We start from the raw sequence: 25,561 nt of genomic DNA on the forward strand, positions 1-25,561 counted from the left end.
GTTGTCAGTACAAAGGCCGTTTGAGAGTCGCAGCGTTGTAGCCGCTCATCTCACCGAGTTCATCCAGTTCAGGCCTGTCGCCGCTTTTGTGGCGCTGCGCGACTGCCTCGCCCTGCGGTCCGGGCAAGGCGTGTGACCAGCCGCCGGCCAGCGTCTTGTAGACCGCCACCAACGCCGTCGCCCTGCGGGTGGCGCTTTGTGCCAGCAAGTCTTCGGACTCCAAGCGTGAACGTTCGGCCTCCAGCACATCCAAAACATGGATGGCGCCGCCCTCAAATTGCAGGCGAGCCGTCTTGGCTGCCCGGCGGCTGGCCTCGGTCGCCTGTACCAGCATGGCGTACTCGGTCTGCGCGCGCGATAGGCGTACCAGCGCGTTCTCGGTTTCTTCCATGGCGCGCAGCACCGTGCGCTCGTATACCGCCAAGTTTTCGGCAGTGGCTGAATTGGCCGCCGCGATGCGCGACCGCACCCGGCCCACGTCTAGGAAGGAACCACCCACACCGAGCGAGATCATTCGCGTTTCACTATCACGCTCGAACAACGAACCAAAGCCCAACGCCTGCGTGCCGATCAGCCCTCCCAACGTAAAGCGAGGGAACAGGTCTGCCATGGCTACGCCGATACGCGCAGTGGCCGCAGCCAGCCTACGTTCTGCCGCAGCCACATCGGGACGGCGACGCAGTAGATCGCCCGGTGCACCGGCGTTGATCTGGGCGGGCAGCTCAGGCAAGGCTGCGGGGTGATCCAGCACTTCGGCCATCGCCGCAGGCGTGCGGCCAGTGAGCACGGCAATGCGGTGGGCGGCCACAGCAGCCTCAGCTTCAAGCGGCGGAATGCGCGAGCGTGTCAGCGCCAATTGCGTGCGGGCGCGGTCGGCATCGAACGACGTGCCCCGGCCGTTCTCGAACAAGACCTCGATCAGCCGCAGCGTATCGGCTTGGTTGATTTCGTTGTCCCGCGCGACCTGTAATTGCACTTGCAAGCCGCGCAAGCGGAAATAGGCGTCGGTCAACTCGGCCACCATAGCCACTTGTACGCCCGCCAGGTCGGCTGCGCTGGCCTCGGTCTCGGCGCGCTGCGATTCCACGCTGCGCCGCACTCGGCCAAAGAAGTCCAATTCCCAGATCACGGATAGGCCAGCCGAATGCAGATCGTTATCCCGGTCGGAGCGGGACGCATCCGGTGCTTGTGCAGCACTGGCGCGCTGGGTACTGATTTCACCGGACGCGCCCAGCGTCGGATAGTAGTCTTGGCGACGTTCGCGCGACAGTGCGCTGGCTTGCTCGTAGCGCGACAGTGCTATGCGGATGTCGTGATTGGCGTGAAGAGCATTCTCCACCAAAGAGTGCAGCACCGGGTCATCCAGTTCCCGCCAGAATTGCGCATCGGCCTCCGGTACAAGCTGGGACACGGCAACGGGGTCTTGGCGGGCATACGTCACTGCCTGGGGCGCGGCAGGTGCCTTGTAATTCGGCCCTACTGCGCAAGCTGCCAGCGTCAACGCCACCAAAGGGAGCAGTACCAGATGTGGCATCCGACGTAGGCATGGTCGGATGCGGGATGGCGTTTGAAGCATGACGGAATCAGTCCTTGTGGAGTCAGACATGGGTGGCCTCCATGGCGACATTTGCCTGGCGACGTGGCTTGCGCGTCGCGAGCCTGCGTAACGCGACGTAGAAAACAGGAGTCAGGAATAAACCGAACAAGGTCACGCCGAGCATGCCGGCGAACACAGTCACTCCCATAACCTGGCGAATCTCCGCGCCTGCGCCGGAACCGACCATCAGCGGCACCACGCCAGCGATGAAGGCGATGGAAGTCATGATGATCGGGCGCAGACGAAGGCGTGATGCCTCCAGCGCGGCATCGAGGATGCTGTGCCCCTTGCGCTCAAGTTCACGGGCGAACTCCACGATCAGAATGGCATTCTTGGAGGCCAGACCAATCAGCACTATCAAGCCAATCTGCACGAAAATGTTGCTGTCACCACCCGCGAGCCACACGCCCGTCATGGCCGACAACAGGCTCATGGGCACGATCAGGATGACGGCCAGCGGCAACGTCCAGCTTTCGTACAGTGCCGCCAGCACCAGGAAGACCAACAGTACCGCCAGCGGGAACACCACCAGCGCGGTATTGCTTTGCGTGACCTGCTGGTAGCTGAGGTCGGTCCACTCCAGTTGCATGCCTGGCGGCAGCACCTTGTCTGCAATGGATTGCACTTGCTGCAATGCCTGCGATGACGACACCAGACGCGGATCTGACTCACCAATCAGGTCGGCAGATGGATAGCCGTTGAAGCGGATGACGGGATCGGGGCCGAATGTCTTGCGCACGTCCACCATGCTGCCGATGGGCACCATGTCGCCATTGGCGTTGCGGGTGCGCAGTTTGACCACGTCCTCGACAGAACTGCGGAACGGTGCGTCCGCCTGAGCCATCACCCGGAAGGTGCGGCCAAAGCGCGTGAAGTCGTTGACATACGCCGAACCCAGGTACACTTGCAGCGTATCGAAAAGATCGGTCACGGCCACGCCCTGTGCCTTCGCCTTGGTGCGGTCCACTACGGCGTCAAGCTGCGGCACATTGGCCTGATAGGAACTGATCGGATATTGGAATCCCGGTTCTTGCGAGATGGCCGTCGCCAGCTCGGTGGTCGCCGTCTGCAATGCGGCATAGCCCTCACGGTTGCGATCCTGCACGTAAAGAGAGAACCCGGAACCCGCGCCCAGCCCCATGACAGGGGGCGGCATGATGGCAAAGGCCAGACCGTCCTGCTCCTGAGCGAAGCGCTCGTTCAACTGTTCCGCAATCTCGGTTGCAGTGTGCTTGCGCTCATTGATGGGCTTGAGTACGAAATACACTAGGCCGCTATTGGACGTGTTGGTCGACTGCAAGCCGTTCATGCCCGGGAACTGCACGGCGTTGTAGACGCCATCGGTCTTGAGCGCGATGTCGCTCACACGGCGGACCAGCGCTTCCGTGCGCTCCAGGGATGCACCCTCGGGTAGCTGGATGACACCGATGAGATACAGCTTGTCCTGCATGGGGATGAATCCGCCAGGGACGGCCTTGAACACAGCTCCCGTCGCCACCAGTAGCGCGATGTAGACGAGAAACACCGCACCACGCCGCCCGAGGATGCGCGACACGCTGTTTCCATAGCCATCCGCGCTGCGCAGGAAGAAACGGTTGAACGGCCGGAATATCCAGCCCAGACTGCGATCCAGCACCCGCGTGGGCAGGTCTGGCGCGGCACCATGCGGGCGAAGCAGGCGCGCGGCCAGCGCAGGCGACAGCGTCAGCGAGTTGATGGCCGAAATTACCGTGGAGATCGCAATGGTGACGGCGAACTGTTTGTAGAACTGCCCTGTCACGCCGGACAGGAATGCCATAGGCACGAATACCGAGCACAGCACCAGCGAGATGGCGACGATGGGGCCACTGACTTCGCGCATGGCCTGATGGGCCGCAGCCAGCGGCGCCAGCCCTTCGGCGATGTTGCGCTCGACGTTTTCCACCACCACGATCGCGTCGTCCACCACGATCCCGATGGCAAGCACGAGTCCAAAAAGCGTGAGCGTATTGATGGAAAAGCCCAGCATCAGCAGCACGGCGAAGGTGCCTACCACCGACACCGGCACGGCTAGCAGTGGGATGATGGAGGCACGCCAAGTCTGAAGGAACAAGATCACCACCAGCACCACCAGTCCGATGGCTTCCAGCAGAGTGTTGACGACCGCCTTGATCGACTGACGCACGAAGACAGTTGAGTCATACTCCACCGACCATTCCACTCCCTCGGGAAAGCGCTTGGCCAACTCGTCCATCTTCGCGCGGACTTGATCCGAGATTTCGATGGCATTGGCGCCCGGGGCTTCAAGGACAGAGATCGCGACAGCAGGCTTGTTGTTGAGCAACGACATCAGCGAGTAGCTGGATGCGTCCATTTCCACGCGCGCCACATCTCGCAGCCGGGTGACCTGACCCTGCGATCCGGTCTTGACGATGACGTCGCCGAACTCTTCTTCCGTCACCAGCCGGCCCTGCGCATTGATGGACAGGAGGAAGTCGCTTCCCGAGGGGTTGGGCGGCGCACCTAGTTGACCGGCCGAGACCTGGACGTTCTGTTCGCGCACGGCTTCGACCACATCGCCGGCGGTCATACCCAGCGCCGCAATTTTGTCGGGGTCCAGCCATAAGCGCATGGCGTAGTCGCCAGAGCCGTAGATCTTGGCATCGCCCACCCCCTGGATGCGTGCCAACTCGTCGCGTACATGGAGCACGGCATAGTTGCGCAGGTACAGCGCGTCATAGCGATCGCCCGGCGAGCGCAACTGCACGACCAGCGTTTCGTTGTGGGACTGTTTGACGGTCACCACACCTTGCTGGCGCACCGCTTCGGGAAGACGCGGCTCTGCCTGGGCGACACGGTTCTGTACCTTGACCTGGGCGTCGTCGGGATCGGTGCCAGGACGGAAGGTGACGGTCAGCACCAACACGCCATCACTACCGGCCACGGACTTCATGTAGAGCATGTTTTCCACGCCGGTGATGGATGCCTCCAGTGGTGCGGCTACCGTGTCGGCGATTTCGCGCGGATTTGCGCCAGGATACGTGGCGCGAACCTGTACGCTGGGTGGCACGACTTCCGGGTACTCGCTGACGGGCAAGAGCGGGATCGCGATCAACCCAACCACGAAAATGATGATGGACAGCACGGCCGCAAAAATCGGCCTGTCCACGAAAAAGCGGGCAAAGTTCATGATGGCTGGCTCTCCGCGCTCATTCGCTCGCCTGGGCGATTTGTCGGCCTGCAGGCGCCATTTCAATGTCCTGGGCCGTCACTGGCATGCCGACAGAAACCTTCTGGATGCCGTTGACGATCACGCGGTCGCCGGGATTTAGACCTTCCTCGACGATGCGCAGGCCTTCGGCCTTGCGTCCCAGCGTGATGTCGCGGCGCTGGGCGGTGTTGTTCTCATCGATCACATACACGTACTTGCGGCTCTGGTCGGTCAGGATGGCCTTGTCGTCGATCAGCATGGCCTCGAAACTGCCGCTACCCGGCAGGCGCACTCGGGCATAGAGGCCCGGCGTAAGCAGGCCGTCGGGATTGACCAGGGTGGCGCGTGCGCGGATGGTGCCGGTGGCCGCATCGACACGGTTGTCCACGAAGTCCACGTTTCCGGCGTGTGGATAGCCGTTCTCGCCGACCAGGCCCACCTGCACCGGGATACTTTCGCTGCGCTGGTCGGGGCGCTCTCCGTTGCGAGCCATGTGGGCGTAGCGCAGATAGGTACGCTCGTCGCTATCAAAATGCACGTGCACCGGGTTCAGCGAGACTACGGTGGTCAGGATGCTGGCCTGGCCGTCAGCACTCACCAAGTTGCCTGCCGTGACCAGTGCACGTCCGGCGCGGCCTGTGATGGGCGAACGTACCTGGGTGAACGACAGATCCAACTTGGCGGTCTCGACTGCGGCTTGGGCGAACTGCACGTTGGCTTGGGCCTGATCGGCGGCGGCGTGGCGCTGCTCCAACTCCTCGGTGGAGGCTGCTTGCAACGAAGCCAGCTTTTGAGCACGGGCCGCTTCGCTACGTGCCAGTGCGGCCTGCGTGCGGGCGCGGGCCAAGTCTGCTTCCGCGCGAGCCAGAGCAGCACGGTAACTGCGAGCGTCAATCTCGAACAGCACGTCGCCACGTTTGACGATCTGGCCCTCTTCGTAATTGACCCTGTCGATGTAGCCACTCACACGTGGCCGCAGCGCAACGCTTTCCACCGCCTCGACGCGGCCATTGAACTCATCCCATAGGACGATCTTGCGCACCGACACAGGTGCCACGCTGACCGTGGGTGGAGGGGCGGCGACCGCGTCGGCGGCGTCGCTATTGCAGCCAGCTAGGGACAGCGCCAGCAAGCTCGCCGCAGCTAACGGCAAGGCGCGGCGCCAGGAAGGCAGGACCGCAAGGTAAGGCAATGTGCTCATTGTTTTCAGTCTCGAAGGGATGGCGAAACCCGGTTGATAAAATTTGACATACGTGACGTATGCCATTTATCATCCACTCATACGCAACGTATGTCAATCATTTACATACACTTCTTATGTGAAAAATCGGAGGACGACCTAATGGCACAAAAGCGTGCAGAGATGATTGAGGAAACGCGGGCCAAGCTCATCAGTGCCGCCCGCGCTGCGTTCGCAACCGTGGGATATGCGGACAGTTCAATGGATGAGCTGACGGCCCAAGCCGGACTGACGCGCGGAGCGCTCTATCACCACTTCGGTGGAAAGAAAGGGCTGCTGGAGGCGGTCATCGCCCAGATTGATGCAGAGATATCTGGCCGACTGGCCGTCATCGTCGAGGAGGCGGAGTCCACCTGGGACGGCTTCGTTCAGGAGTGCATTGGCTACATCAAGATGGCCGTCGAGCCCGAAGTCCAGCGGATCGTCCTGCTGGACGGGCCAGCGGTTCTGGGCGATCCCTCCCAGTGGCTCTGCCAGAACGTGTGCATCGTGAACACGCGCCGCAGCCTCCAGAAGTTGATCGAGGAGGCAGTCATACGCCCCGTCGATCCCCTGGCGACGGCCCGCCTGATAAACGGGGCGCTGCTGGGCGCATCGCTGTGGATCGCCAGCGCAGACGACCCACGCGCCGCTTCCGAAAAAGCCGTGCAGGGATTTCTTGTACTGGTGGCGGGCTTGCGGCGGGACACCTCTCCCGCGCAGCCGTAACAACCCAAAGGTGCCGACCGGCAGGCCGGACTCTTTGACCCAGAAATATAGGAGTAATATTGAATGTCATCTCAACTCCAAGACGCTCTAGGCATGTTCGCCTTTCTCGCTATCGAGCTATCGGTTTTATTCATTGGCATTAGCTTGCTGGTCGGAGTTCTTCAACGTCACATCCCACCATCCAAGGTGGAAGCGTTACTGACTTCCAGTGGGAAGCGAGGCTATTTTCTTGCTGCTGGTTTAGGAGCTATAACGCCCTTCTGTAGTTGCTCGACTATCCCCATGTTGAAAGGGTTGATTCGGGCACGGGCCGGTTTTGGGCCGATGATGGTGTTTCTTTTCTCATCTCCGTTGCTGAATCCTATCGTCGTCGGCCTGCTGGTTGCCACGTTTGGATGGACACTTACTGCTATCTATGTGCTCGCCGCTTTGGTGGTCGCGGTAGGTGCCGGATGGCTGCTTCACACGCTTGGCTTCGAGCGTTATGTGCGCCGGACGGCGACACAAGAGAGCAGTGGATGTAGTTCATCAGCAAGCCCGTGCAGTGCTACATCGACCGCATCGAGTTGCGGCACCAACAGCTGCGACACCACTCCGAAGACGGCTTCTTGCGGGGCTGATAGGAAGACAACAGTCTCTACGTCTAGCGAATGCTGTGACAGTCAACCCACTGTCACGGTTAAGAAAGAAGGGAAGTACAGTGGTGTGTGGCGGGAAGCTTGGTCGGACTTTATCGATGTGTTGCCTTACCTGCTCATCGGTATTGCGATTGGCAGCGTGATCTATGGTTTCATGCCCACTGACTTATTGGAGCAGTATGCAGGCCCAGATAATCCCTTTGCCATTCCAGTTGCCGCTGTCATCGGCGTGCCGTTGTATATTCGCGCTGAAGCCGTCATACCTCTGGCAGCGGCTCTGATGGCCAAAGGCGTGGGTGCCGGGACGGTGCTAGCGTTTATCATCGGCAGTGCCGGAGCCAGCCTGACTGAGCTCATTCTGTTGCGCTCTTTGTTCACGCTGAAGCTTTTAGCGGCGTTTTTAGCAGTCATTTTTGCTATGGCGATGATTGCCGGTTACGCCACCTACCTGTTTTTCTGATCAAGGCGGGAGATGATTAATTCGTTAAGCCTTCCTGGGTACCAGTTGGTGGATTCTGATGAGCAGAATGAAGACATACATTTTCGGCTTGAAGCACCTACACCAGTAGCCTGCGAGGGGTGCGGCGTGCAGGGTGAGTTCGTGCGGTTCGGCAAGCGTGACGTTCCCTATCGTGATCTGCCCATCCACGGCAAGCGGGTCACTCTCTGGGTGGTCCGCCGCCGATACACCTGCCGGGCCTGCAAGACAACATTCAGGCCCCAGCTACCGGAGATGGTGGACGGATTCCGTATGACACTGCGGCTGCATGAGTACGTGGAGAAGGAATCCTTCAACCACCCCTACACCTTTGTGGCGGCACAGACCGGCCTGGACGAGAAGACGGTGCGCGACATCTTCAACGCCCGCGCCGAGTTCCTGGGGCGCTGGCACCGCTTCGAGACGCCCCGCATCCTGGGCATTGACGAGCTATACCTGAACAAGCGCTACCGCTGCATTCTGACCAACATTGAGGAGCGAACCCTGCTCGACCTGCTGGCCACCCGCCGCCAGGACGTGGTGACCAACTACCTGATGAAGCTGAAAGACCGGCAGAAGGTCGAGATCGTCAGCATGGACATGTGGAACCCCTACCGGGCAGCGGTCAAGGCTGTGCTGCCCCAGGCCCGTATCGTGGTCGATAAGTTCCATGTGGTGCGCATGGCCAACGATGCCCTAGAGAGAGTGCGCAAGGGCCTCAGAAAGGAGCCGAAACCGTCCCAGAGCCGGACTCTCAAGGGAGACCGGAAAATCCTGCTGAAACGCGCTCACGAAGTCTCAGACCGGGAGCGCCTCATCATGGAGACCTGGACAGGCGCGTTCCCGCAACTGCTGGCCGCCTACGAGCACAAGGAGCGCTTCTACGGCATCTGGGACGCCACCACACGGCTCCAGGCAGAAGCCGCCCTGGACGAGTGGATAGCCACCATCCCGAAGGGCCAAAAGGAAGTCTGGAGCGATCTGGTCAGGGCAGTGGGAAACTGGCGCGAAGAGACCATGACCTACTTCGAGACGGACATGCCCGTCACCAACGCTTACACGGAGTCCATCAACCGACTGGCCAAGGACAAGAACCGTGAAGGGCGCGGTTACTCCTTCGAGGTGATGCGGGCACGAATGCTCTACACCACGAAGCACAAGAAGAAGGCACCGACTGCGAAGGTCTCTCCTTTCTACAAGAAAACCATCGGTTACGGACTGCCGGACTTCGCAGAGGAACTCAACTACGGAGTCGATCTATCAACCATCTGAGGGTGGTATCAGATTGATGGGGTGAAGGTGCCCCATCAACCATTAAATCCGTATACCCCAACCATTAAATCCGTATACCCGTATTTCTCAATGTCCCGTTTTTTGGCGACGTGGGTCACATCCATGACCTGTGGCCATTCATGGGCTACGTCACGGCACAGACGTCGCGCATCGCGCTCGCAACTGGCAGCGTCATCACCACTCTGCGTCATCCCTTGCTTGTGGCCAAAGCAGCAGCCTCGATCGACCGCTTGTCAAATCAGCGCCTGGTGCTAGGTATCGCCACGGGTGATCGGCCAACAGAGTTCCCGGCCTTCGGTCAGACAATGGATGCGCGAGCCACGTTGTTCCAAGAAGCATTGACTGTGTTGCGTCAAGCCTGGCGTGAGGACTTCCCGGAAATCTCCACGCCCCGAGTGAACTTGTCGGGTGCAGATACGCTGCCGAAACCGGCGTTGAGAGACATTCCCGTGATGGTGACTGGTCATTCACGCCAGTCGGTCGAATGGATTGCCGAGCATGGGGATGGCTGGCTTTACTATCCCCAAAATATCGCGCAGCAAGCCATGACAATCAAGAATTGGCGGTCGCTGACACCAAGATTCAAACCCTTCACGCAATCCTTCTATATTGACCTGTCGGAGAATCCCGATGAACCCCCGTCGCCCATCTTCCTCGGGTTTCGGGCTGGTCACCGATTCTTTACTGACTACTTCAGCCGCTTGCGCGATATTGGGGTTAATCATATTGGCCTCAACCTGAAATACGCGACACGTCCGGCGCATGAGATTGTTCAGGAACTTGGCGAGCATGTCGTACCGCACTTTCCGGCGCACGCTACTGCCCATTTGGAGGAGGCGCAGGATGCTGCACGGTCATAAAATTTTTGCCTGGGATCTCGCTTTTACTTCTTCGGCTGGTACCTATGCCTTCGATGTCCAATGCGAAATGCTGGCTGACATCGGTTATGACGGCCTGACCTATGCCGTCTGGTCAGGGAGCCGATGGGAAACCGCAAAGCGTCTATCCACCGTGAAAGATCGTTTCGGTTTGGAGGTCTTTAGCGTGTATGTGGTGATCGACCTGGATCAGGGCCCACAGCATCCCATCAACGCAGGACTCTTGCGGATGCTTGAGGAGATGGAAGGCGTGAAGGCTGTCAATCTTGGAATCAGGACGGCAGGCCACGGTTCAAATCATCGAAAGGCACCGGACGACAAGGTATTGCAGGACTTCCTTGGTCGGGCACTTGAGATTTGCGCACGGCGCGGAATTGACATCCTGCTGTATTTTCATCTGGGCTTCTGGATGGATCATTACTCCATTGCGGCACAGATCTGCTCGGTCGTGAACCATCCGAATCTCGGCATCGTGTTTCCAAGCTATCACTGGTATGGCTACGAAACCAATGCAGGCAGCCCGACGGAGGGCTATCAGGCAGTAGACCCGACGCCAGCGTTAATGGCGTCAACACCCTTCATGCGGGAATTGACTCTCAGCGGCGCAACCCGCAGCCCACTTGGCTGGAGTCGTATTGCCACTTTCGAGGCGCTCGATGCAGGAGAACTCGACAACTTCGCACTTCTTGGACTTGCCAAGTCGTTCGGTTATACCGGCCCCGTCGGCTATGACGGCACATTGGTCGGGGGGAATCCATACAGCACGCTCAAACGCTCCTATGACGCGATGGACGAGATGTTGGGTTTGCTGACAAAGCACCCTGGTTGGGCCAAGCGTGAAACGCACCCGTAACCTATGATTGAGCACACCTACATGTCCCAACACCCTTTGATTGCTGCCCAATTGAGGCAGGCGATGCGCGGCGTGGCCTCCACGGTGACGCTAATCACGTCGATCGCTCCCGATGGCCACGGACACGTAATGATCGCCAGTTCATTCACATCAGTCTCACTGGAGCCGCCCACGGTTCTAGTGTGCATTGGTCAGCAAACCCGTATCCATGGGCCGCTGCTGGCTGCTCGACGATTCTGCATCAATGTACTCCGCGCAGAACAGGAGGTACTTGCGGTGCACTGCCGTAGCGCCACGGGGACCGACCGTTTCGATCATGAAGCCTGGCGATTTGATGAAGTCAATGGGTTGCCCTATCTGCAAGGGGCGCAGGCTTCGCTGTTCTGTGAGCTGATTGAACACCATGCAGTCGGCACCCACTCGGTAATGCTGGCCAGTGTCGAGCGTGTGCTCACATCTGCATATGCCGATCCACTCGTCTATCTGGATGGCCGCTTCCGGGCCATAGATCCAACCCGTTGAAGATATGCAGCGAAGAATTTCACAACTGCCTCGGCATATCTCTAGACAGCCTGCCGGGTTATGTGGCTGAGACTCTTCGAGCATTAGCCAATGCCCATTCCCCGCTGCCGTCCGATTTCCCACGCCACGCCGCCACCGCTCACCGTCGCGGCAAGTTGCTGCCCCAGTCGCTGTTCAATCACCGGCTTCCACGGCACCAGACTGAACCCCATGCCGTCGTCTAGCATCGCGTAGCGCCCGCTGGCGAGCATGAGGCTGCGCCGGTAGATGCCAGCCACGCGCTGCCCGTCGGTGACGGGCCGATGCGCTAGGCCGATTTCGGCGGCAATATCCTTGGCGGCCTTTGCCAGTTCCCGATTCCGCAGCGTCCCCAGCAAGTTCCGGGCGAGGATCACCCGCTGCCCACGCCGCTGGGCCAGCCCCTGTTCTTCAAGGAAGTCGGCGCGCTGCTGCAAGGCTTCCTTCGTCTCGCCGCCAAAGCCCAGATCGCCCAGCCCCTTGCCGCCACCGATCAACTGCTGGTCCAGCCAGGTCGCGCCGATCACGCGGGCCTGCCGCTCGATGGGCAAGTGCGATTTCAGCTCCACCGCCACGCCGCCCAGGCGCTGTGCGTCGTTCTGGCGGCCACGTTCGGCCAGGTCGTCCGGCACCTTCCATAGTCCATCAGCCACACGTTCCACGATGCCGGCCCGGCGCAGGGCTTCCAGTCGGCGGACATGGGCCGCGACGACCTCCTGCGGGTCGCGGCCGGGCTTGGCTCGGCCTTGCTCGATCGCCAGGTGATGATCGGCGCGGTACAGGCCATCGCTCGCCAGCGCGGCGATGTTCTTGTCGGCCGCCCGCACCTCGTTGGAACCGCGTACCTCCACCACGGCTCCGGTGGGATAGTTCGCCAGCTCGTCGCGGGCGTTCAAAGCGACGTAGTGGGCCTTGCCGTCCACGCCGTCGATGACCAGATAGCCGCGGTCGTGCAGCTCGTCGGCCAGCCCCTTGCCGGCCACGCGGCCGACGATGGTGCGGCCGTCGTCGCCGGGCTCAAACACCGCCTGCTCGCGCGGCTGGCCGCTCATGGCGCGCTGCATGGTGCGGATGATGTCACCACGCTCGCCCAAGGCGCGCAAGGTCTTCTCCGCGTCGGCATGCACGGCCCAGGTGCCGGGCTGCGTCTCGTCAGCCAGGCCCAGGCGCTGCAAGCGTTGGAGTCGGCCGATCAGCAGCAGCCGCTGGCGTTGCAGGCGGGGCTCATTGAAGCGCTCGATCTGCACCCGGCCATCCTCGCCGGCCTCACGCTGCAATGTGCGGTCGAGGCTCGTCCACCGCTCCTGTTCCACCTCGCGCTGCAAGGTCTGCTGGATCTCCAGTTCGGTGCGCGGCCCCAGCCATTCCGTCGCCAGTTCGGCGGCGCGATGGCGGAAGCCGTGGGCGATGTAGTCGCCCGCGATGATGAGGTCTTTGCCGGTGTCGTCGCGCCCGCGCACGATCAGGTGGGTGTGCGGGTTGTCGGTGTTCCAGTGATCGACTGCCACCCAATCCAGCCGCGTCCCCAGATCGGCTTCCATGCGGTTCACAAGATGCCGGGTGTAGGTGCGCAGGTCGTCCAGCTCGGCCCCGTCCTCGGGCGAGACGATGAAGCGGAAATGGTGCCGGTCGTCGTTGGCCCGCTCCTTGAAGGCATCGAGGTCGGCATCGTCAATCTGCGGCCCGTAGGCCCGGCCCGGTTCGCCATCGCGGCCGGCGCCGTCGCGCTCGATGTAGCGCAGGTGCTTGGCGAGCGACTGCGGGCTGGCGTTGCGTTGATTGACCAGTAGGGTCTTGATGGTCACGCGCCGCGACATGGACGTCAGCTTCGCCCCGGCGAAGCGCGCCGCCGTATGGCCGCGCCCCAGGCGCGAGCCGGGCCGCTGGCCGGCGCGTGCGCCGCTGCCGCCGGCTGCGGAATGGCGCATCGAGGACTTGCCGCCGCTGGCCTTGCCCGCCTGCTTGAGTACCTTGGAAACGAAGCTCTGGCCCTGGCCTTTGCCCCGGTTCTTCGGGGCGCTCGGACGCACCCGGAAATCGTCGTCGCGGCGGGCGGTCATGGCTGCGCTCCCTGCAAGCTCTGGCGTGTCCTGTCGTGCGAAGCACGGGGACATGCCTGCATTGGCGCGGGCCTCGCGCCCCAAGCGGCACGGTGGCGAAGCCGCTCCGTGCCGCGCCACCCCCATGTGCAGACAGGCTTTCTACGCGGCCTGGTGCCGCGTCCTTTTGTCTTGCCTTCCGCCTTTGCCCTTCGCTCCCGCTCCGGGCGTCGGCGGCCCGGCGGCGCTGTTGCACCCGCAGCCAGCCCGCCGATGAGCGCGCCAATGGCCGCTGGCCGGGCGCGATCGAGGCAAGACGCCTGCACGTTGGACGGCTTCGCCGAAGGCAGCGCGACGTGCGGTGCGAATGCACCAGCACGGCAGGCGCGACGACACGGCAACAGCAGCGAGAACGACATGCCCGATGGCACGCCGGAGCGCAGCGAATTGGCGACCATCATGGGCGTGTCTCCAGCCAGACCGGATGCGCAACGCCGATCACGGCGGATGCGCTGACCGGGCCGAAATACCGGCTGTCGAACGATGCAGGATTGGTCACGCTCAACAGGAACAGTTCGCCCGGTTCAAGGCGGCGGCAAAGCTGCAAGGATGGCAGCGGTCGGCCCAGCCGGTCGGCAGGCAGCACGGCGGCCGAAGGCACGCCGTCGATGCGTACCCGCCCGGCGACGATGCAAACGTGTTGCGGCGCGACCGCGCCCACACGTTTGAGCAGCGGAACGTGTACCGGCAGGTAGCGGCGCTGCGCAGCGAGCGCGGCAACATCTGGCGGCAATGTGGTCAGGACGATGTTGCCCACGGACAAGGGACGTGGCAGCGAGTCGGCGCCATGGAGCTGCGGATCGACGCGATACCAGCCGACCGGAACGCTGTCAGACGGGTTGTAGATCAGGCGCGGCAACGGCTGTACGAAAGCTGCCCAGGCTAGCGCAGCGAGGCCGACGGCGGCGAAGCCCGCCAGCACGAGGCGAGCGCGCAGGCGCGAGCGAGGAAGCGGCGCGGCTTTGGGTGTGCGTGCGGCGGTGGGATGGGCCGTCATGGCAGCGCCCTCCCGGCCAGCCAGGCGGCGTGCCGGTCGGCGGTGTATCCGGGCAGCGGCAAATGCGCGGCGAGCCGGTTGGCGAGCGTGCGCCAGTAGGCGGGCGACACGTCAATGGCAGCGATGCCCAGCGCCTCGATGCTGTCGATGCGTTCCAGCACGGCGCGCACATTGGCGTCACCTTCTGCATGCAGCAGCAGGCACGCGCCTGGCTGCACGCCGGGGATGCGCTGCGTGGCATCAAGCGGTGTAGCAGCCTGCATCACCATGAGCTGCCAGCGGATCGTGCCGTAGTCGTTGGCCTGCCAGCGAACGCGGCAGAGCATTGCACCCGGCATGAACATGGCGCAGCGCCGCCAGCGATCGAGCTGGAGCGTGCGCGCTGGTTCGCCGAAGCGCAAGTAGAGCTTGAAGCGCGGTTCGATGTAAGCCAGCGCCACGCGCGTCAGTGGCGTGCTGACAGGCTGGCTGGAAGAGGCTTCATGGGTAGCCGTGGCCGCGATGGCGGCAGGCACGACAGCAGACAATGCGGATGTGGTCATGGCGTGTTCTCCCTGCGGTGTTCTGGAAACTCGCGCTCCAGCAAACCGCGCAGCAAGTCGGCCACGGTCACGCCTTGCGTGAAGGCCGACACCTTGATGCGCGCCCGCATGGCGGGCGTGATGTCGAGGGTCAGGCGTGCGGTGTAGAGGTCGCCTTTGTTGAGCGCATCCGCGTCGCCCTGGCGAATCCACGCCTCAGCGTGTGGATTGGCGGGCGGACGCGCGCCGATGCCGACCCGCTTGGCCGGGCGTTTGCTGTTGGGTGGGTTGCTGTTGTCGCTCATGACGGCCACCGCAGCAGCTCATCGACCAGCGCGGTGATTTCCTGCGCCGCTGCGCTATCGGGGGCTGTCTCCCGCGCCAATCGACCCGCAGCCACGCTGTCGGCAAAGACGATGCGCTGGCGCACCTCGCTGCGCAGCGCTGGCAACGGCTGTTCGGCCAAGGCTTGCCGTGCTTCGCGCCCGATCACCGTGGTGCTGACGCGCCGGTTGATGACAAAAGCCGCCGCTAGCTGCGGCCGGAACACCTGGGCCTCACGGATCAGCGCCACCATCTCGGCGCTGGCCCACAGGTCATAGGGGCTGGGCTGTACCGGAATCAGCACCCGTTCGGCCGCCAGCAGCGCAGAGCGCGCCAAGGCGGCGATCCGGGGTGGCCCGTCGATGATGACGTGATCGGCCCGCCTGGCGAGTTCTGGGGCTTCCTGGTGCAGTGTCTCGCGTGCCAGGCCCACGGCGCTGAACAGCCGTGGCAAGCCTTGCTGGCTTCTGCGCTGCGTCCAGTCGAGCGAGGAACCCTGCGGGTCGGCATCCAGCAGGACGACGTGCAGGCCGCGCAGCGCCAGTTCGCCAGCGATGTGCGTGGCGAGCGTGGTCTTGCCGACACCGCCTTTCTGGTTGAGCAAGGCGACGATCATGGCGCGGCCCTCCAGCTTGGAAGACCGGACTGTTTTTGCCGCGTCGAACGGGGTGTTTTTTGCAGTTCTTGCTGGCTGTTTTTTCGGCCTGCGGCAGTTGTCCACCGCGATGCTGCTTCTCTACTAATAGTTAGAGAATTTAAGTTAGTAATGTTAGAGGGATCGCAAACCCGCGCCGTTACTGGCTTTCCGGCGTTTTCGTACTCCTGATAGCACGATAGGCGTACTCCTGATAGCACGACACCTCTTACTCCTGATAGCACGACCCCATCCACAGCTTGTCCCGCTGTTATCCCCGTGCCGTCTGCGGCACGGGCCGGAAGGTCAGCAATTCCATGTCGTCCTCGGGAATCCGCACGATGCCCAGCTCGTATCCCGGCAGTGATTGCCGGGCGACCAGCGCCCGCAGGTCGTAGGCGAAATCCGAAAACCGCGTGCTGCTGCCCGACTTGCGGTGCAGATGCCGGAAGTCGAACTGCCAGCCGTATTCCTGCCGGCCGCCATGCTTGCGCACCAGGCGGTACAGCCAGCGCTCGATGCCGCCCGTGAGTCGGAAATACGTCGGGTCGATGGTCAGCACCAGGGCGGCGTCCAGCACGCCCGCATAGAACCAGTCCGGCAGGATCAGCTCGATGCCCAGCGGCGTGCCTCTGGCATCGGCCAGTTCCTTCCATTCGTTGATCCACGAAAAGCGGTGCAAGCGCCTTCCCGTGGTTTCGCGGATGGACGTGGCCACTGTGGTCGATTGCAGCCGATCCAGCGCGGCCTTGAGACGCTGGTAGTCGCGCAGCGACTTGCCGCGCCCGATGAAGCGCAGGATCTCGTAGGGCGTAGCCTGCATCCGCCGGGACGGCTGGATGCCCGCATCCTTGGCTTCGACGATCTGGCTGGCCGCCCAGATCAGGATGTCGGCATCCCAGATGGTGGCGATGCCATGCTCCTGCGTGCCTTCCACGCGAATGGTGATGTTGCCGCTGCGGAAGTCGATCGGCGCGGTGCGCCGCGACTTCGCCAGCGAGAAAAACGGATAGGCCATCAAGTCCTGGGCATCGCGCGGTGCCATGTCCTCGCCCGGCAGTGCGCGGAACAGGTCGAGCTGTTCGCCCTGCTGCAAGGCGTGCCCTGGTGGGCGGGACATGGCGATGGCCACCGGCGATGCGCCGATCAGCGCGCACGGCTGTCAGCCGAGTGGTGCTCGGCATATTCGGGGTCGGACGTGGTCTCGAAGCTGCGCGTTTCCGCCCAGGCATCGAGGTCGGCCACGGCGTACATGACGCGGCGACCGAACTTGCGAAACTTCGGGCCACCACCGATGACGCGCTGTTTCTCCAGCGTGCGCGGTGACAGGCGCAGGTAGTCGGCAGCCTCATCGTTGGTGAGATAGCGTTGGGGTTGTGCAGGTGTGGCAACGGGAGCGGCGGCAGGCCGCAAGGGAGCGGGTCGCATGGGATGTACCTCCATCAAGCCCGGCCACACAGCGCAGCCGGATGGAGGCAGTCTCAAGAAACTTGGGGCTCTTGCTCAGGGACGTTCTGCAGGGGTTGCGAAACGTCCCCCCTCATGCGAAGTGACAACCGGAAGCTGTGCCAGACGGCGATAACCGCCGCGCATCAGCCCATCGCCCCGGCGCACCAGCCGTCGCACGCGCGCGCGCAGAGCGCTGTCGGCGTGCCAGTCGGCGGTAACGGCATCCACACCAAACAGCCCTTCGGCCACCTCCCGCAAGGACGCACCCGCCAGGGTCGCGTCCAGCGCCTGAAGCGTGTGCAGTTCCAGCAATGCGGACAGCGGCGGACGTGGCCGGACGGTCGCCGCAGGTACGGCACCGGCGGCTACGGCGATTTTGTTCAATTCGCTCGCCAGGGCCGCATAGCGTTCGCAAGGCGCGGCGCAGGCCCGGATGGCATAGGCGTAAGCCATGCCATCGGCCAAGCCTGGCGCGAGCACGAAGCGCAGGCAGCAACCGGGCCAGCGCGCCACCAGCACCAGGCGCTTGCCGTCATGGATCAGGTGTTTGTGGCCCGGCAGCTTCCAGAACTCAAAGCACAGGGCATCGGGCGGTGGATCGGCATCCGGGTAGAGCTGCACCACGGCATCGTGATCGGGGAACCAGGCCGGGTGCGCGTCCCGCGCATCCAGGGCGGGATCTTCCAGCAGGCGCAGCCCCCAATGCCCGGCGGCATCCGGTTGGCGACGACGGCGCAACCAGTCGTGCCGATAGTCTGGATGACGGCGCAGGTACTCCCAGGCCAGCGCCGGGCCATCCAGGTGCAGAACGTAGAGATAGGCCGCCGTGGCATACCACGGCTCGGCACTGCGATCAGCCATACGGCAACCTCCCTGTGCTGGGGGTGCGTCGCCACGGCGAAACGGCGTGCTACGAGGCCATCGTCAAAACGTCATGGGTGAAGCGTAAACTGGCAGTGTCAAGACCGATGAACTCCGATGCGTTGCTGAAATCGTCCGAGTGCGACGGCGGCAACGCTCTCCAATGGCATGCCGCGTCGGTCAGCTTGCCGCAGCCCGCGCCAGGCATCATGACCGTTTCGATCTGGCACGCACCGCTTCGGTGCAACACTGCCGATTCAGACCGAACGGGTCACAGACCAGACCGAAATAGACACAGTGCGCCCCGCTTGGCGGTGGCGCTCAATCGGTGATCGAGCCGTTGTCTTCGGCCAGTCGCAGGTATTCCGACAACCGCCGCAGCGGCTGGAAGTAGCGATCCCGCATCACGGGCTGCTGGCGCGGCCCGACGATGGCGGCCAGGTCGGACAGCTTCACCGTTCCCAGTGCAGGCATGCCAATCCCCAAGTCGATCAAGCCGTGGGCAGTATCGCCATCGGCGGGGTCGAGCGAAGCCAGCAGCCAAGTGGCATGCGCATCTGGCGTAAACAGGCGCACCACAGGCATCGGATCGGTGTCCTGCCCGGCGGCGCGGGCGTGGCCGTTGGCCAGCAGGCACATGCGCTCGTCGGTGGTGATGAGCGTGGTCATGGCTGTACGTCCACGGACTTGCGGAGCAGCAGAGGCGCTTTCACGCATTCCAACGAAAGCACCAATGTGCAATCCCACGTATCCGCAGAGACGTAGAGGCACGAAGGCACATGCACGTATGTCAGGAAAGACACGGATCAGGCTCTCCGCTTTTGAAGAAAGCCGCCGATGCGGATTTCAGTAAAGGCACAAAAACAGGTGAGATTGGATGAATGAGTTAAATATAACGTGGTTTTAATTGTGCTGCGAATCGACGCTTCTGTCTATGCAGAAGCGAACCGTCCAGCGCGGCCGACCGGCCGGCTCCACCACCTTCGACGCCGAGCTGGCCCAGGCCTTCGGCGCGGCGGTGCGCGCACTGCGGGTCGAGCAAGGCGTGGCGCAGGAGACCTTGGCACATCAAGCCGGTATCGAACGTTCTCACATGGGCAAGATTGAGCGCGGCGAACACATGCCCACGCTGGCGATTATTTTCAAGATCGCGCGTGCGCTGGGGCTCAGCGTCGCCCACTTGATGGGGGCCGCTGAAGAAGTCCTGGGCGAAATGGCTAATTGACTCTGCATCGCATAGCTTCGCTTGGCGTGGTGCAACTTTGGAAAGGAACTCAATGGCGAAGACATGCATCGTGTGCGGACAGGCCGCAGGCTCTGGGGAGCACGTTTTTCCGGCGTCTCTTGGAGGCCGGCGGGTCAACTCCGGCATCTATTGCCCCAAGCACGACAACAGCTATTCGGGTCTCGTCAATGAGATTGCCGAGCAGCTCGACTTCCTCAATGCATACTTGGGCGTTCGGCCGGATCACTCCAAGCACCCCAAAACTGCCTATGGCGAGCACACGCTGACGGGAGAGACCGTTTCGATCTCTGCCAAGGAGATCAAATTCACGAAGCCCCGCGTCATATCCCGCACCGCAGTTGGCGAAGGTGAAGAGTTGCATCTGGCATTTCCCAACCAGCAGTCCGTCAAACAGTTCGCAAAAAAGATGGAGGACGATGGACACGAGTGGACACCCTTGTCGAAGCCCTCCGCTCGGCCGTATATCACCGGTTCCATTCACCATAAGCGCAAATTTGGCGGTGCCTGTGGTCTGGGCGCCATCGCGTACATGACGCAGACATTCTTCGCGCAGGAATTCCCAGAGCTCGCGCGATCAGGGACGCTTTCCAACTTCCTCAACTACACGCAAGCCATCGCCAAGGTCGCAGCGCTGGGCGGCTGCGAACAGCAGCCGGAAGAGCGCGAGGAATTGATCGAGGCACGCGCGGCGGTGACGGTTGCGCTGGAGCCCTTTGGAGGCACGGCACCGATCTGGTGGGATTTCAGCCCGCCCGCCGGAGCGCGCGCCAACAAGTTTGAATTTGGGCATCGAGTGACGGTTGGTATTGATGGCTTTGACGGCCAAATCTACGGCCGTGTCGCGCTGTTCTCCACTTTAACCTTTGCCGTACACCTGGGCACGGCACCGCAGGGTTCCGCCACGCGAGAAGTGACCGTGGACATTGATCCTCTCGCGGAGCATCCACCACACGATATCGACAAACATCAGGTGCTCTCAGCGCCAGGCCGCGTTCAAGTGCCGGAACACGCTACCGAAGGGCTTGCGAATGCGCTCGCCGACGGCACGCAACAGCGTGCGTTCGCAAACCTGCTGGAACGCTTGGAAGAACATCAACTCCTCAAGCTGGCGCGCACCATGAGTACGGCGCTCGCGCCATGTTCCACGTTGTCGCTATTTGAAGCGCGAACACTGATCGAAAAGGAACTTGACCAACAACCACAGCAAATTTGGCGTTTGGTCACTGCTGTCGTTGAAGGCTTACGGGCGGAAATGGTCAAAGGCGGCATGGAAAACATTGCCCCAGTGCTCGATAACCTGATTGCGTATGACGCTCAATCAGCAAGCGGTCTATCGCAGCAGGCCGAGGCCACGTTAGCCCTGGCCAAAGCCGCATTAGTTGCACAGATGGAGCAAGACTGCGCAGCAGGCGTACTCCACGAGGAACGCATTGCGGAACTCATGGGCAGAGGCCCAGGCCTTTATGCCGTGGGGCAGTTGGTGCTGGCCCCTGTCTTGCAGGTGTTTAGTGAATCCGCTCACCCCAATGAAGTGAGCAGGTAAGCCAAGCGCCTCGCCATAGTGGGCGAGGCGCTGATGTGGTTACGCCGCCTTGGGCTTGCTGCGTGACCAGATCAGGTCATGCGTGCCATCCTCGTTTTCGATCAGGCGGGCATAGACCATTGCAGGGAACGAAGGATCGTCCAGGGTCACGGACACATAGGGGCGTCCTGCCTCGCTGGTCTTTTTCCACGCTGCGCCGATGTCGTGGCCAGCCGCTTGCAGGCGGTAGTCGGGTGCGCTTTCGTTGTCACCCTTGTCATTGGGAACCAGCTTGACCTTGACGTTGAGCGTCAGGGTGCGAAGCGTGCCGGTGAAGCCGTCTTTCTCTGCGGCGAAGGTGCCGATGTTAGTCATGATGATTTCTCCTTTCGGGTTGAACAAGGTCGCGCCAGTGCGTCCTTGTTGTGATCCGCCCGGCGGGGGATGGGTTGGCCGCACCGCGGAGCGGTCGCAACAACGTGGAGAACCTGGAGGCGAAAAGAATTTGTCCCGCGAGGAATGCGCGCAGCGCAGGGGAAATTGTTTTCGCCTCCAGGTTGCGGTCATAAAGCCAAAGGCGCAGCCGCGCCACCGCCAGGATTCGCAACAAGACAAGGACGCACGGGCCGCCCGCTCCCGAATGGAAACATGGCCGACTCGGCATCCTCGCATGACAACTTCACCGGCTTGTTCCCTTACGCGGCCAGGTCAATGCCCCAGCAACAAGGTACGAGCGCTCCTGCCACAACTTGCGGCCACATGCTTGATGCGTGGCGTGGAAGCTCCACATCGAGGCCAGGTGGTGTGTCGGTGAACCGTCCTTCGTGACGTACAGGCAACGAACGCGCCAGCGTCGAGCACGGCACGCTTTCGTGCAACCTGCCGCAGCAAGCCGGGGCGTAGCCCCACAAGCGCCGCCCATTGCGGCGAGGTGCTGTCGGGATGTCGGCGGCGCGTCCGCCGCTGCACTTGCATGGCTTCAATGGCTTTTGCGCACAAGACGACTTGTGCGCGGCCCCTTTGCCGCCTGACCGAAGGCGGCAAAGGGGCGTTTTGGCTTTGAGCCTTGAAACCGGGTGCGGCCACTGCCTCGCGCGGAGTTTTGGCATTTCCCGCGCCCAAGACGGAACGGCTTGGGCGCGGGGCTTCCTATTCTTTGGTTTCGATGATCCGCCAAACGGCACGCGGCAAGGCGCGGCCCGTGATGGGGTGTAGGTCGGTCAGGTCGGCACGGGCTGTCCAGCCGCGAGGCGGACGATAGCCGCGCACGTCGCCATCGCCATGCCAGCGGCGGGCGCGTATCGTGCCGGGGGCGTAAGTCGCGGCCATGCGCGGGCGGTTCGTGGTGTCGTGGCTCATGGGGGAATCCCCGGCATGAAAGCGCCCCGGCCGGAACCGGGGCGCTATCTGTGGTGCGGGGTCAAGCGGCCAGTGCCTCGGCTTGCGTCTGCTCATCCGCCACGGCGGCGACTTCCTCCTGTGCTTCGGCTTCCTCGTCTGCCTTCACGTCCTGCGCGGCCTGCTGCGTGGCTTTGGCGGCGAAGATGGCGGGCATCCAGCCGGTGCCATCGGCCAGCCGTTCGGCTTCGCTGGCAATGTCGCCTTTCTTCAACTTCGCCAGCCGGGTGACGTGCTCCGGGGCGTAATGCTCCACGGCGTCCAGAATCGCGGCCTTCGGCACATGCTGGAAATAGCCATCTGCGGTGGGTTGCCACCATACCGCCATGTCCAGCCCCACCGCCTGCGCCAGTTCGGCACCCGGCTGGTGCTGCGTGGCGCGGGGCGTCACCACATCGACCGTGGATGCCATGCATACGGCCAGCAGGCGCACCAGTTCATCCTGCGGCTTCGCCAGCAGCGCGGCGAACAGTTCGGCGCTGTCCCCCGGCAAGGCTTCACCCGCTACCTGTTGCAGTTCGCGCAGTGCCACGGCGGCGGGCGATTCCGGCCAGTCCGGGGCCATGCCTTCCAGCCGATCTTGCTGGGTCAGTTTCACACCCAGCGGCAGATCGTGGCCGTAGTGGCTGCCTTGCAAGACAGTCTGCACCATGCCATGCACCAGTGCGGCCAGCGCCACCTGCGGATGCCGGGCCACTTCGATTTGCAGCGCGGCGGTACGGTGGGCGCTCAAGCGTTGCGCCAGCCGGTCGGACATGGCGGCGGGCTTGGGGGCGTCGTCGGCTTCCTCGCCGGTTTCGTCGTTCCCGGCTTCGCCCTCGCTGCCGAAACCTTGCCGCAGCCGTTCAAGCGTGCGCAGTGCCTTGGCCTCGGCTTCGCGCAGCAGGCCACGATGAATCACGGCCTCGCCGTTGCGGTCGATGGTGACGATGGCACCGGCGGCAGCTTTGACGGCTTCCCCGTAGTCCTGCAAGCCATTTTCCAGCGCCTGCAACTGTTCGCCCAGGTGTTCGCCTTCCTCCTGCAAGGCGTCGGCCTTTTCTTCATCGTCGGCGTCCAGGGCGGCATCCACGGCCTCGGCCAGCGCCTGCATCTTGGTTTGCAGCTTCTCGATGCGTTGGGCTTCGCGCTTGTTCGGGCTGCGGCGCTGTCTCGGGGCGCGCTGGAAGGCTTGCAGGTCGGCATGGGTCGTGCCGGGGGTGGCATCCACCCATACCCAGCCTTCGGCCTTCACCTCGGCGGCAAGGCTGGCCAGCTTGTCCTGCGCCAGCCGTTCCAACAGCGTGGCATCGGTCAGATACACGCCGCTATCGGCTTCCGCGAACAGATCGCGGCGGGTGCCACCGCCTGCGGCCTCGTAAGCAATCAGTCCAACGAAGCGCGCCAGCGGATGCCGGTGGGCATCAATCTCGCGCTCGGTCAGGCGGTCGCGCAGGTTGTGCGGGCTGCGCTGCCATGTGGGCGCATCGTAGAACGCGGCTTCCTGCGCGGCGTGGTCGTCGGTGATGGCAAGGGCCATCAACTGGTCAAGGCTCACGGCCTCGGCCCGGTAGTCGGCCAGCAGGCGCGGCGACACGTTGGCGAGTTTCAGGCGTCGCTGCACCACCAGCGGCGTGACGCTGAAATCTGCGGCAATGTCCTCGATGGGGCGGCCTTCGGCCACCAGCGCGGCAAATGCCTCGAACTGGTCGGCGGGGTGCATGGCTTCGCGCTGCACGTTCTCGGTCAGGCTGGCGGTGCGGGCGGTGCCATCGGCCACCAGCAGGCAAGGCACCTCCCATTCCTTGCTGATGCGGTGCTTTTTCGCCAGCAGCTTGAGGGCGGCAAGGCGACGGCCTCCGGCCACGACTTCGTAACGCTCGCCGTCAGCGGTCGCGGTGACGATCAGGTTTTGCAGCAGGCCGACACGCTGGATGCTGGCGGCGAGTTCGGGAATCGACATGCGCGGGGTCTTGCGCACGTTGCGGCCCGTGGGGCGCGATACCAGCCGCGACAGCGGCACCAGAATCAGATTCTTGCTCGGGTCGGCGGCTTCCAGCAGCACGGCAGGGGCGGCGATGGCCGTGGCGTGGATGGCTTGGGCTTCGGTGTGGTTGATGGCGTTCATGGTGAAGACTCCTTGCGATGATGGAATGCAGCAGCGAATGACGCGGCAAGGGTTGCTGCCTGCCCCTGCCGCGCAGGGAAATCAGGCTTTCAACTGGCGCAGGCCGTCAGCCAGCAGCCACAGGGCGCGATTGAGGCGAATATCGGAATCAATGCCCTGCACCGGGCGGGTCTGCTGGCGGCGTCCGTTGGCGCTGCGTCCGTGCAAACCGCCTTTGGTCAGGTTCTCTTGGGTGCGGTTGAACACGCTCCACAAGTCCGGGCGGCGGTCGTCGAAACGGCGCGGCATCAGGATTTGCGATTCGGTGATCGGTGCGGGCTTGTCCGGGTCGTCGTACTTGAGCGACAGCGCGGCGCGGGCGAACACTTCGGCTTCGCCTTCGTCCAACGTGATGGCCTGCATGGATTCGCGGGATTCCAGCGCACGGTCAAAACCGTGCAGTACCTGATAGGCACCTTCGATCACTTGCCCAGCCACATCGCCCTTATGCGGCACGCGCACATCGGCCACGGTGTCGCCGCAAACAAGGCCATTGCTGCACACGAAACGGAACATGCCGGCCAGCATCTGGTAACTGCTGGTGCCATCGTGCGAGTTCAGCAGGATGATTTCGTTGGCTTCGCCTCGGGCGTTGATCTGGCTGGCATGGCGCAGCCGGATCATGTGCTTGGTGTAGTCGCGCCGGTCTTCGTGGCGGGTGCGGGTCTGCGTCACCATGAAGGGCTGAAACCCTTCCTTGCGCAGTTCGGTCAGCACCGTGGCGGTGGGGATATAGGCGTAACGCTGGGAGCGGCTTTCGTGGGGTGCTTCCGCAAAGATGGACGGGGCCACGCGGTGGATCTGGTCATCGGACAGCGGGGAATCGCTGCGCAGTACCGGGGAACGGGAAGCGAAACGGGATGCAAGCATGGTCTTTCTCCTGACGAAAATGGTTTGCTGTTCAAGCCGCACACCGGATTCCTAGATTCGGAGCCCAGCCTTTCGGCTG

The 25,561-nt window shown here is 62.7% G+C and carries 24 protein-coding genes; 8 read left to right on the forward strand and 16 right to left on the reverse strand.

Annotated elements, in window-relative coordinates:
- Window positions 1-4: 4 nt before the first annotated feature.
- From G411_RS0118075 to G411_RS0118085, 3 genes are read right to left on the reverse strand one after another with little or no spacing between them, the layout of a single operon-like run.
- Window positions 5-1,627 (reverse strand): efflux transporter outer membrane subunit, encoded by a 1,623-nt coding sequence (locus tag G411_RS0118075; RefSeq protein WP_230965739.1) that lies wholly within the window; start codon window positions 1,625-1,627, stop codon window positions 5-7.
- Window positions 1,599-4,766 carry an efflux RND transporter permease subunit gene (locus tag G411_RS0118080; protein WP_022960604.1) on the reverse strand — a complete coding sequence of 1,056 codons (3,168 nt, stop codon included), beginning with the start codon at window positions 4,764-4,766 and terminating at the stop codon, window positions 1,599-1,601. Before G411_RS0118080 ends, G411_RS0118075 begins: the two co-directional genes overlap by 29 nt.
- A 19-nt stretch (window positions 4,767-4,785) precedes the next feature.
- Window positions 4,786-5,988, reverse strand: coding sequence for an efflux RND transporter periplasmic adaptor subunit (locus tag G411_RS0118085; RefSeq protein ID WP_008294933.1), 1,203 nt, complete (start codon window positions 5,986-5,988; stop codon window positions 4,786-4,788).
- A 141-nt stretch (window positions 5,989-6,129) separates the two neighbouring features.
- Here G411_RS0118085 and G411_RS0118090 point away from each other — a divergent pair, with 141 nt between their 5' ends.
- The 6 genes from G411_RS0118090 to G411_RS0118115 all read left to right on the forward strand — a co-directional run bounded on the left by G411_RS0118090 (window position 6,130) and on the right by G411_RS0118115 (window position 11,397).
- Entirely contained in the window at window positions 6,130-6,735 is a 606-nt protein-coding gene (locus tag G411_RS0118090) for a TetR/AcrR family transcriptional regulator (RefSeq protein ID WP_023047514.1), read from the forward strand.
- Window positions 6,736-6,798: 63 nt separating this feature from the next.
- A complete protein-coding gene (locus G411_RS0118095; RefSeq protein WP_009586987.1) occupies window positions 6,799-7,833 on the forward strand; it encodes a permease in 1,035 nt (344 codons plus the stop codon).
- A gap of 12 nt (window positions 7,834-7,845) precedes the next feature.
- Window positions 7,846-9,123: an ISL3 family transposase gene (locus G411_RS0118100; RefSeq protein ID WP_022960607.1), complete on the forward strand. Its 1,278-nt coding sequence runs from the start codon at window positions 7,846-7,848 to the stop codon at window positions 9,121-9,123.
- A 74-nt stretch (window positions 9,124-9,197) separates the two neighbouring features.
- Window positions 9,198-10,004: a TIGR03571 family LLM class oxidoreductase gene (locus G411_RS21120; RefSeq protein WP_226923173.1), complete on the forward strand. Its 807-nt coding sequence runs from the start codon at window positions 9,198-9,200 to the stop codon at window positions 10,002-10,004.
- Window positions 9,988-10,875, forward strand: coding sequence for a sugar phosphate isomerase/epimerase family protein (locus G411_RS0118110; RefSeq protein ID WP_004350834.1), 888 nt, complete (start codon window positions 9,988-9,990; stop codon window positions 10,873-10,875). Before G411_RS21120 ends, G411_RS0118110 begins: the two co-directional genes overlap by 17 nt.
- Window positions 10,876-10,896: 21 nt before the next feature.
- The gene (locus G411_RS0118115) at window positions 10,897-11,397 is read left to right on the forward strand and encodes a flavin reductase family protein (protein ID WP_037510038.1); all 501 of its coding nucleotides are present in this window, start codon (window positions 10,897-10,899) and stop codon (window positions 11,395-11,397) included.
- An 83-nt stretch (window positions 11,398-11,480) separates the two neighbouring features.
- Here the strand turns inward: G411_RS0118115 and G411_RS0118120 are convergent, their stop codons facing one another.
- The 9 genes from G411_RS0118120 to G411_RS0118165 all read right to left on the reverse strand — a co-directional run bounded on the left by G411_RS0118120 (window position 11,481) and on the right by G411_RS0118165 (window position 19,017).
- Complete coding sequence (locus tag G411_RS0118120; RefSeq protein WP_022960609.1) at window positions 11,481-13,475, reverse strand: relaxase/mobilization nuclease domain-containing protein; 1,995 nt, start codon at window positions 13,473-13,475, stop codon at window positions 11,481-11,483.
- A 436-nt stretch (window positions 13,476-13,911) separates the two neighbouring features.
- Window positions 13,912-14,511 (reverse strand): S26 family signal peptidase, encoded by a 600-nt coding sequence (locus tag G411_RS0118125; RefSeq protein ID WP_022960610.1) that lies wholly within the window; start codon window positions 14,509-14,511, stop codon window positions 13,912-13,914.
- Window positions 14,508-15,053: a DUF2840 domain-containing protein gene (locus tag G411_RS0118130; protein WP_028968585.1), complete on the reverse strand. Its 546-nt coding sequence runs from the start codon at window positions 15,051-15,053 to the stop codon at window positions 14,508-14,510. Before G411_RS0118130 ends, G411_RS0118125 begins: the two co-directional genes overlap by 4 nt.
- The gene (locus G411_RS0118135) at window positions 15,050-15,337 is read right to left on the reverse strand and encodes a hypothetical protein (protein ID WP_028968586.1); all 288 of its coding nucleotides are present in this window, start codon (window positions 15,335-15,337) and stop codon (window positions 15,050-15,052) included. Before G411_RS0118135 ends, G411_RS0118130 begins: the two co-directional genes overlap by 4 nt.
- Entirely contained in the window at window positions 15,334-16,077 is a 744-nt protein-coding gene (gene parA, locus G411_RS0118140) for a ParA family partition ATPase (RefSeq protein WP_425423271.1), read from the reverse strand. Before parA ends, G411_RS0118135 begins: the two co-directional genes overlap by 4 nt.
- A gap of 184 nt (window positions 16,078-16,261) precedes the next feature.
- The gene (locus G411_RS0118150; RefSeq protein WP_425423272.1) at window positions 16,262-17,086 is read right to left on the reverse strand and encodes a replication initiator protein A; all 825 of its coding nucleotides are present in this window, start codon (window positions 17,084-17,086) and stop codon (window positions 16,262-16,264) included.
- A gap of 50 nt (window positions 17,087-17,136) precedes the next feature.
- Window positions 17,137-17,418, reverse strand: coding sequence for a helix-turn-helix domain-containing protein (locus G411_RS0118155; RefSeq protein ID WP_014995090.1), 282 nt, complete (start codon window positions 17,416-17,418; stop codon window positions 17,137-17,139).
- A 75-nt stretch (window positions 17,419-17,493) separates the two neighbouring features.
- Entirely contained in the window at window positions 17,494-18,300 is an 807-nt protein-coding gene (locus tag G411_RS0118160; RefSeq protein ID WP_022960614.1) for a DUF2285 domain-containing protein, read from the reverse strand.
- A gap of 321 nt (window positions 18,301-18,621) precedes the next feature.
- Window positions 18,622-19,017 carry a DUF2958 domain-containing protein gene (locus tag G411_RS0118165; RefSeq protein ID WP_425423273.1) on the reverse strand — a complete coding sequence of 132 codons (396 nt, stop codon included), beginning with the start codon at window positions 19,015-19,017 and terminating at the stop codon, window positions 18,622-18,624.
- Between the two features lie 217 nt (window positions 19,018-19,234).
- On the opposite strand from G411_RS0118165, the gene G411_RS0118170 reads away from it, so the two are divergent.
- Window positions 19,235-19,525, forward strand: a complete 291-nt coding sequence (locus G411_RS0118170) for a helix-turn-helix domain-containing protein (RefSeq protein WP_022960616.1) — start codon at window positions 19,235-19,237, stop codon at window positions 19,523-19,525.
- Between the two features lie 52 nt (window positions 19,526-19,577).
- On the forward strand, window positions 19,578-21,089 hold the full coding sequence (locus G411_RS0118175) for a hypothetical protein (RefSeq protein WP_022960617.1): 1,512 nt from the start codon (window positions 19,578-19,580) through the stop codon (window positions 21,087-21,089).
- A 39-nt stretch (window positions 21,090-21,128) separates the two neighbouring features.
- Here the strand turns inward: G411_RS0118175 and G411_RS0118180 are convergent, their stop codons facing one another.
- The 4 genes from G411_RS0118180 to G411_RS0118195 form a co-directional block, all read right to left on the reverse strand.
- The gene (locus tag G411_RS0118180; protein WP_022960618.1) at window positions 21,129-21,443 is read right to left on the reverse strand and encodes a DUF736 domain-containing protein; all 315 of its coding nucleotides are present in this window, start codon (window positions 21,441-21,443) and stop codon (window positions 21,129-21,131) included.
- Between the two features lie 774 nt (window positions 21,444-22,217).
- On the reverse strand, window positions 22,218-22,427 hold the full coding sequence (locus tag G411_RS0118185) for a hypothetical protein (RefSeq protein WP_022960619.1): 210 nt from the start codon (window positions 22,425-22,427) through the stop codon (window positions 22,218-22,220).
- 61 nt (window positions 22,428-22,488) lie between these two features.
- The gene (locus G411_RS0118190) at window positions 22,489-24,573 is read right to left on the reverse strand and encodes a ParB/RepB/Spo0J family partition protein (protein WP_022960620.1); all 2,085 of its coding nucleotides are present in this window, start codon (window positions 24,571-24,573) and stop codon (window positions 22,489-22,491) included.
- A gap of 81 nt (window positions 24,574-24,654) precedes the next feature.
- The gene (locus G411_RS0118195; protein ID WP_425423274.1) at window positions 24,655-25,524 is read right to left on the reverse strand and encodes a DUF932 domain-containing protein; all 870 of its coding nucleotides are present in this window, start codon (window positions 25,522-25,524) and stop codon (window positions 24,655-24,657) included.
- Window positions 25,525-25,561 lie beyond the last annotated feature (37 nt).

The organism is Spongiibacter tropicus DSM 19543, assembly GCF_000420325.1.
In the GTDB taxonomy this organism is placed as follows: Bacteria; Pseudomonadota; Gammaproteobacteria; order Pseudomonadales; family Spongiibacteraceae; genus Spongiibacter; species Spongiibacter tropicus.

Excerpts from the sequence above, each read along its gene's own strand:
- G411_RS0118125 (WP_022960610.1), bottom strand. The coding sequence starts at position 14,511 with ATGACGGCCCATCCCACCGCCGCACGCACACCCAAAGCCGCGCCGCTT.
- G411_RS0118085 (WP_008294933.1), bottom strand. The coding sequence starts at position 5,988 with ATGAGCACATTGCCTTACCTTGCGGTCCTGCCTTCCTGGCGCCGCGCC.
- G411_RS0118090 (WP_023047514.1), top strand. The coding sequence starts at position 6,130 with ATGGCACAAAAGCGTGCAGAGATGATTGAGGAAACGCGGGCCAAGCTC.
- G411_RS0118120 (WP_022960609.1), bottom strand. The coding sequence starts at position 13,475 with ATGACCGCCCGCCGCGACGACGATTTCCGGGTGCGTCCGAGCGCCCCG.
- G411_RS0118160 (WP_022960614.1), bottom strand. The coding sequence starts at position 18,300 with ATGGCTGATCGCAGTGCCGAGCCGTGGTATGCCACGGCGGCCTATCTC.
- G411_RS0118155 (WP_014995090.1), bottom strand. The coding sequence starts at position 17,418 with ATGCGACCCGCTCCCTTGCGGCCTGCCGCCGCTCCCGTTGCCACACCT.
- G411_RS0118130 (WP_028968585.1), bottom strand. The coding sequence starts at position 15,053 with ATGACCACATCCGCATTGTCTGCTGTCGTGCCTGCCGCCATCGCGGCC.
- G411_RS0118165 (WP_425423273.1), bottom strand. The coding sequence starts at position 19,017 with ATGCGTGAAAGCGCCTCTGCTGCTCCGCAAGTCCGTGGACGTACAGCC.
- G411_RS0118115 (WP_037510038.1), top strand. The coding sequence starts at position 10,897 with ATGTCCCAACACCCTTTGATTGCTGCCCAATTGAGGCAGGCGATGCGC.
- G411_RS0118075 (WP_230965739.1), bottom strand. The coding sequence starts at position 1,627 with ATGTCGCCATGGAGGCCACCCATGTCTGACTCCACAAGGACTGATTCC.
- G411_RS0118170 (WP_022960616.1), top strand. The coding sequence starts at position 19,235 with ATGCAGAAGCGAACCGTCCAGCGCGGCCGACCGGCCGGCTCCACCACC.
- G411_RS0118175 (WP_022960617.1), top strand. The coding sequence starts at position 19,578 with ATGGCGAAGACATGCATCGTGTGCGGACAGGCCGCAGGCTCTGGGGAG.
- G411_RS0118095 (WP_009586987.1), top strand. The coding sequence starts at position 6,799 with ATGTCATCTCAACTCCAAGACGCTCTAGGCATGTTCGCCTTTCTCGCT.
- G411_RS0118190 (WP_022960620.1), bottom strand. The coding sequence starts at position 24,573 with ATGAACGCCATCAACCACACCGAAGCCCAAGCCATCCACGCCACGGCC.
- G411_RS0118110 (WP_004350834.1), top strand. The coding sequence starts at position 9,988 with ATGCTGCACGGTCATAAAATTTTTGCCTGGGATCTCGCTTTTACTTCT.
- G411_RS0118135 (WP_028968586.1), bottom strand. The coding sequence starts at position 15,337 with ATGAGCGACAACAGCAACCCACCCAACAGCAAACGCCCGGCCAAGCGG.
- G411_RS0118180 (WP_022960618.1), bottom strand. The coding sequence starts at position 21,443 with ATGACTAACATCGGCACCTTCGCCGCAGAGAAAGACGGCTTCACCGGC.
- G411_RS0118100 (WP_022960607.1), top strand. The coding sequence starts at position 7,846 with ATGATTAATTCGTTAAGCCTTCCTGGGTACCAGTTGGTGGATTCTGAT.
- G411_RS0118080 (WP_022960604.1), bottom strand. The coding sequence starts at position 4,766 with ATGAACTTTGCCCGCTTTTTCGTGGACAGGCCGATTTTTGCGGCCGTG.
- G411_RS0118185 (WP_022960619.1), bottom strand. The coding sequence starts at position 22,427 with ATGAGCCACGACACCACGAACCGCCCGCGCATGGCCGCGACTTACGCC.